Consider the following 5,424-nt stretch of genomic DNA (forward strand, 5'->3'; position numbering starts at 1 on the left):
GGATGAGCAACGACGACATCCTGACGGACTGACCTGACGGACTGAGAGGTAGAGGTAACTGTGACCGTCATGGATCTGCTGTCCTACGAGGACGCACTGGCGTCGTACGACCCGGTGATGGGCCTCGAGGTCCATGTGGAGCTGGGTACGAGGACCAAGATGTTCTGCGGCTGCTCCACCGAGCTCGGCGCCGAGCCCAACTCCCAGACCTGCCCCACCTGTCTGGGCCTGCCCGGCTCGCTGCCGGTGGTCAACGCGACCGCCGTGGAGTCCGCCGTCAAGATCGGCCTCGCGCTGAACTGCGAGATCGCCGCGTGGTGCCGGTTCGCCCGGAAGAACTACTTCTACCCGGACATGCCGAAGAACTTCCAGACCTCGCAGTACGACGAACCGATCGCCTTCAACGGCTACCTGGACGTCCAGCTGGAGGACGGCGAGGTCTTCCGCGTGCACATCGAGCGCGCCCACATGGAGGAGGACACCGGCAAGTCCACCCACGTCGGCGGCGCGACCGGCCGTATCCACGGCGCCTCGCACTCGCTGCTGGACTACAACCGGGCCGGCATCCCGCTGATCGAGATCGTCACCAAGCCGATCGAGGGCGCCGGGGCGCGGGCGCCGGAGGTGGCCAAGGCGTACGTCACCGAGTTGCGTGAGCTGATCCGGGCGCTGGGGGTGTCCGAGGCCCGGATGGAGATGGGCCAGATGCGCTGCGACGTGAACCTGTCGCTGCGGCCCCAGGGGGAGAAGAAGTTCGGCACCCGCAGCGAGACCAAGAACGTCAACTCGCTGCGCAGCGTGGAGCGCGCGGCCCGCTTCGAGATCCAGCGGCACGCCGCGGTGCTCAGCGGGGGCGGCATGATCGTGCAGGAGACCCGTCACTTCCACGAGGAGAACGGCACCACCACCGCCGGGCGGATCAAGGAGGAGGCCGAGGACTACCGGTACTTCCCCGAACCCGACCTGGTGCCGGTCGCCCCGGCACGCGACTGGGTCGAGGAGCTGCGCGCGACCCTGCCGGAGCTCCCCCGGGTGCGCCGGGCGCGTCTCAAGGAGGACTGGGGGATCTCCGACCACGAGATGCAGTCGGTGCTCAACGCGGGCGCGATCGACCCGATCGTGGCCACCATCGGCGCCGGCGCGGACGCCGCGGCCGCCCGCAAGTGGTGGATGGGCGAGCTGGCCCGCCGCGCCAACGAGGACGGCGTGGAACTGACCGCGCTGCCGATCACCCCGGCGCAGGTGGCCCGGGTCTCCGCGCTGGTCGCCGCGGGCGACCTCAACGACAAGCTGGCCCGGCAGGTCATCGAGGGCGTCCTCGCGGGCGAGGGCGAGCCGGACGCGGTGGTCGAGAAGCGCGGATTGAAGGTCGTCTCCGACGACAGCGCGCTCGGCGCGGCCGTGGACGAGGCGATCGCCGCCAACGCCGCGGTCGCCGACAAGATCCGCGGCGGCAACCTGGCCGCCTCCGGCGCGCTGATCGGCGCGGTCATGAAGCTCACCCGCGGCCAGGCGGACGCCAAGCGGGTACGCGAACTCGTACTGGAGAAGCTGGGCGTCCAGGGCTGAGGGCGCACCCGCACGCAGCGGCTGTGAGGACGGCACCCCGGCGGGGTGCCGTCCTCACGCGGTTCAGGGAGAGCGGACGAGCGTCGGTTCGGCCAGTACCCCGGTCCCGCAGTCCGACGTGTCGCCGACGCTCCACTCGATGCGCATCCGCAGCCCGCCCGACACATCGAACACCTTGGCGACCGGCTTGCCCAGGCTCACCTCGTCACGGAAGAGCTGGTTGCCGTCCACCGTGATGGTGAAGAGCACCGGGGCGTCGATGCCGTTGTCGTCCACGCCGAGCACCGTCCTGAACTGCGACCAGTTCCGGCTGAGGTTGTACTCGGCGTACCCGCCGTCGCAGTAGTGGGTGCGCAGCACGTCGTAGTACTGCTTCCCGTTGACCTCCGCGGTGCCGGTCTCCAGATAACTGCCGCCGTCCGCCGGCCGCTGGGTGGTCAGCGCCTGGGTCGCACCCGGACTCATGGTCGCCGGGTCGGGCGAGGCCGACGGGTCCGTGGTCTCCGGGCTCCCGGTGGTCGGCTGGTCGGTGGGCGTCGGCGCCGACGACGCCGACGACGCAGTCGGGCCCGGTGAGAGCTGCGTCGACGGGGCAGGGGTGGGGGACTTCGCGCCGGTCGCGGCCGGGTTCCCGTCGCCGCCCGACAGCGTCACCCCGGCGTACGCGCCGCCGCCGACCAGCAGCAGCGCGACCACGAGGGCGGCGATCACCTTCGGCTTGCGGCTGCGGCGCCTGCCACTGCCTTTGCCGCCGCTGCCTTTGCCCCTGGCGCCCTTGCCGCTGCCGCTGTCCTCGGGCGGCAGCCCGGCAGAGCCCAGCACGACGGTCGGCCGGGTGCCGGGTTCCGGCTCCGGCTCGGGGCGCGCCTGCGACACCTCGGCGGTCGGCGCCGGATCGGCGGGGGCGTCGGCGGCGGCCTGGTACGCGGCGGGTGCCTCGTGGGGCGCGGCCCCGTACGCCGGCGTTTCGGGTACGGCCGGCGTCTCCGGTACGGACGCGGCCACCGGTTCCGCCACGGGCGGGGCGTACGCCGGCGGGGGCGTGTAGGCCGGGACCGGGGGAGTCCGCGGCGCCGGAGGTACGACGGGGCCGGCCGGAGGAACCGGGTCCGCGGTGGTCGGTGCCACCAGGGACGCGGGGGCGTGCGCCGGCAGCGGAGGGGCGGCCGGGGGAGGCGTCACCGCCGGGAGGGGCGGCACCACGGGCGGCCGGGTGGTGGTGGAGATCACCGCCGGTCGCAGCTCCCGTACCCACGCGGCCAGTGAGTCCGGCCGGTCCGCCGGGTCGTTGGCGAAGATCGCGGCGATCCGCGCGGCCTTCTCCCGGTCCAGCGGCGCCAGTTCCGGCAGGTCCAGCAGGGACGCCCGCAGCGTCTCCGGCATGGTGGCCGGGGAGATGCCGCTGAGCAGGAAGTACGCGATCGCGCCGAACGCGTAGCGGTCGGTGGCCGGGCTCCGCTTGCCCTCGAAGACCTCGGGCGCCGCGAAACCGGGCGTGAACCACACCTCGGCGGTCTGATGGTCGGCGGTGAGCTTGCTCAGGCCGAAGTCGACCAGGGTCGCCTGGCCGTTGGCGTCGATCATGACATTGCCGGGGGAGAGGTCGCCGTGCACGACGGTACGTCCCGAGGGGGTGGCCGTACCGCTGTGCAGCCAGTCCAGCACGTCCGCCAACTGCTCCAGGCAGCGCACCGCCTCCCGCCGCTCGGCCGGGGTCTCCAGTGCGCGCTCGGCCCGCCAGTCACGCAGGTCCAGGCCCTCCACGTGGTTCATCACCAGGTAGAGCGCGCGCCCACCCGCGTCCGGGGTCGTACCCGCCGGATGCGCCGAGGGGCCCTCGAAGTGCTCGCGGATGCCGACCACGCCGAGCCGGTGCACGAAGCGCAGCAGCTCGGCCTGCTCGCGCCACTTCTCGCTGATCTTGGAGAACAGCTCCTGCGACAGCGTCTGCCGCGCGTCCAGCACTTTGACGACGACGGGCTCGGTCGCGCCGCTGAGCTCCAGCTCCGCGAGATAGAGGACCGCCTCGCCGCCGCGGCCGATCGACCGGAGCAGCCGGTAACGATCGGGCGCGTTGTCCGGGCCGATGTAGAGACCGGTGTCCACCACGTGCGCTTACTTCCCTCCCCTACGCCCCGGCCCGGTGACCTCGATCCACCGGCGTCCAGGGGGTGTTAGGTTCCCGCGACGATCCGACACCGGTCAAGCGGAGTTGCCTGCCCGTGACACTGGGAAGACCGGACCGTCGCCCTGATGGGGCGGCCGGTGTCCGCCGGGCGGACGTCTGAGGGGGCCTGCGCCACGGTCTGAGGTTCCCGGGCGGTACCTGAGCGGGTGCCGGGCGGTGGTCCGAGGACCCCGCCGGGCGTCACGTTCGGGAATGTGCCCGATGTGGCGGACCCCCTGGGAGACGAAGCTGGCGGCATCGGCCGAGCACGGCATCCGATGGCGAACCCTGACTGACGCGGCACCGGGTCTCCTGTCCGCCCGGAGCGGTCGGTCCGCCGGACCGGCTCACGAGCCCGCCCTGCGAAGACGTGCGCTCCGCAGGGCCGATTCCGCTTCGGCGCACGCCCGGTGCGCCGCCTTTCACCGCGTGGGTGTCCGCTGTCCACCGCGTCGCCCCCGGAGCCTCCCGGCTGCGTGTCTTCCCGCCCGTCCAGCCGGTGAAGGAGAGGGTGGGTGGGTGCGGCACGGCCCGGGTCAGGTCACCGTGAGGCGGAGGATGCGGTCGTCGGAGGGGTGCGGGAGGCCGCGGCCGTCCGTGTTGCTGGTGGAGAGCAGGAGGGTGTGGCCGTCGAGGGCGAGGACCGTGCGCAGGCGGCCGTACTTCGCGGGGAAGAAGGGCTGCGGGGGAGCCGCCGTCTTCGTACCGGCGAGGGGGATGCGCCAGAGGCGCTCGCCCTTGAGGGAGGCCATCCAGATGGAGCCCGCCGCGTAGGCGATCCCGCTGGGGGACGCCTCGTCCGTGGGCCACTGGGCGACGGGATCGATGAAGCCCGGCTCGTGCGCGATGCCCTCGACGTCCGGCCAGCCGTAGTTCCCGCCCGGCTCGATCAGGTTGAGCTCGTCCCACGTGCTCTGGCCGAACTCCGAGGCCCACAGCCGCCTCGCGGAGTCCCACGCGAGACCCTGGACGTTGCGGTGGCCGGTGGAGTAGACGAGTGAGCCCGGCACCGGATTGTCCTGCGGCGCCTGGCCGTCGGGCGTCATCCGCAGGATCTTCCCGCCGAGCGAGGACGTGTCCTGGGCGAGCCCGCTCTGCCCGGTCTCGCCGGTCCCGGCGTACAGCATGCCGTCGGGACCGAAGGCGATCCGCCCCCCGTTGTGGAACGTACCGCTGGGTATCCCGCGCAGGATCGTGTCGGGCGCGCCGAGTTGTTCGCCCTTCGGCCGCGAGGGGTCGTACAGCAGGCGCGCGATCCGGTTGTCCGACTCCGTCGTGAAGTACGCGTACACGAACTGGTCGGACCCGAACGCCGGGGAGATCGCCAGCCCCAGCAGCCCGCCTTCGCTTCCCTGCGGGTGGAAGACCCCGGGCACGGCGCCGACCGCCGCGGTCCTCCCGCTCGCCGCGTCGACCCGCGAGATCCGCCCCGTGTCGCGGGAGGCCACGAGCAGCGCGCCGTCCGGGAGTTGCGCCACGCCCCAGGGCGAGCCGAGCCGGCTCGCCACCGTCCCGGTGACCTCCGCCGTGCCCTTGGCCGGCGCCGCCGACGCCGTGGGACCCGCCGACGTGCTGGGCGCGGGCGAGGGCGGGGACGGCGGCGCGGACGCCGAGGCCGGAGCCGACGTCCGGCCCGGGGGCAGCAGCGGCGGCGCTCCGTCCCCGCCGCTGCACGCCCCCACCAGCAG

Annotated in this window: 3 protein-coding genes; 1 reads left to right on the forward strand and 2 read right to left on the reverse strand. The window is 73.0% G+C overall.

Translation table 11 applies throughout. The annotated features are described in order from the left end of the window. The first annotated feature begins 69 nt into the window (after positions 1 to 69). Positions 70 to 1,569 (forward strand): Asp-tRNA(Asn)/Glu-tRNA(Gln) amidotransferase subunit GatB, encoded by a 1,500-nt coding sequence (gene gatB, locus VIW71_RS03115; RefSeq protein WP_331620349.1) that lies wholly within the window; start codon positions 70 to 72, stop codon positions 1,567 to 1,569. A gap of 63 nt (positions 1,570 to 1,632) precedes the next feature. Here gatB and VIW71_RS03120 read toward each other — a convergent pair whose 3' ends face one another. Next, entirely contained in the window at positions 1,633 to 3,678 is a 2,046-nt protein-coding gene (locus tag VIW71_RS03120) for a protein kinase domain-containing protein (RefSeq protein WP_331620350.1), read from the reverse strand. A 594-nt stretch (positions 3,679 to 4,272) separates the two neighbouring features. Next, positions 4,273 to 5,424 (reverse strand): PQQ-dependent sugar dehydrogenase (locus tag VIW71_RS03125; RefSeq protein WP_414720636.1); only part of this gene is annotated, 1,152 nt, incomplete at its 5' end.

This window comes from Streptomyces sp., assembly GCF_036524955.1.
In the GTDB taxonomy this organism is placed as follows: Bacteria; Actinomycetota; Actinomycetes; order Streptomycetales; family Streptomycetaceae; genus Actinacidiphila.

What these genes read in the sequence shown, in the direction of transcription:
- gatB (WP_331620349.1), top strand. Translation starts at nt 70, where the DNA reads ATGGATCTGCTGTCCTACGAGGACGCACTGGCGTCGTACGACCCGGTG.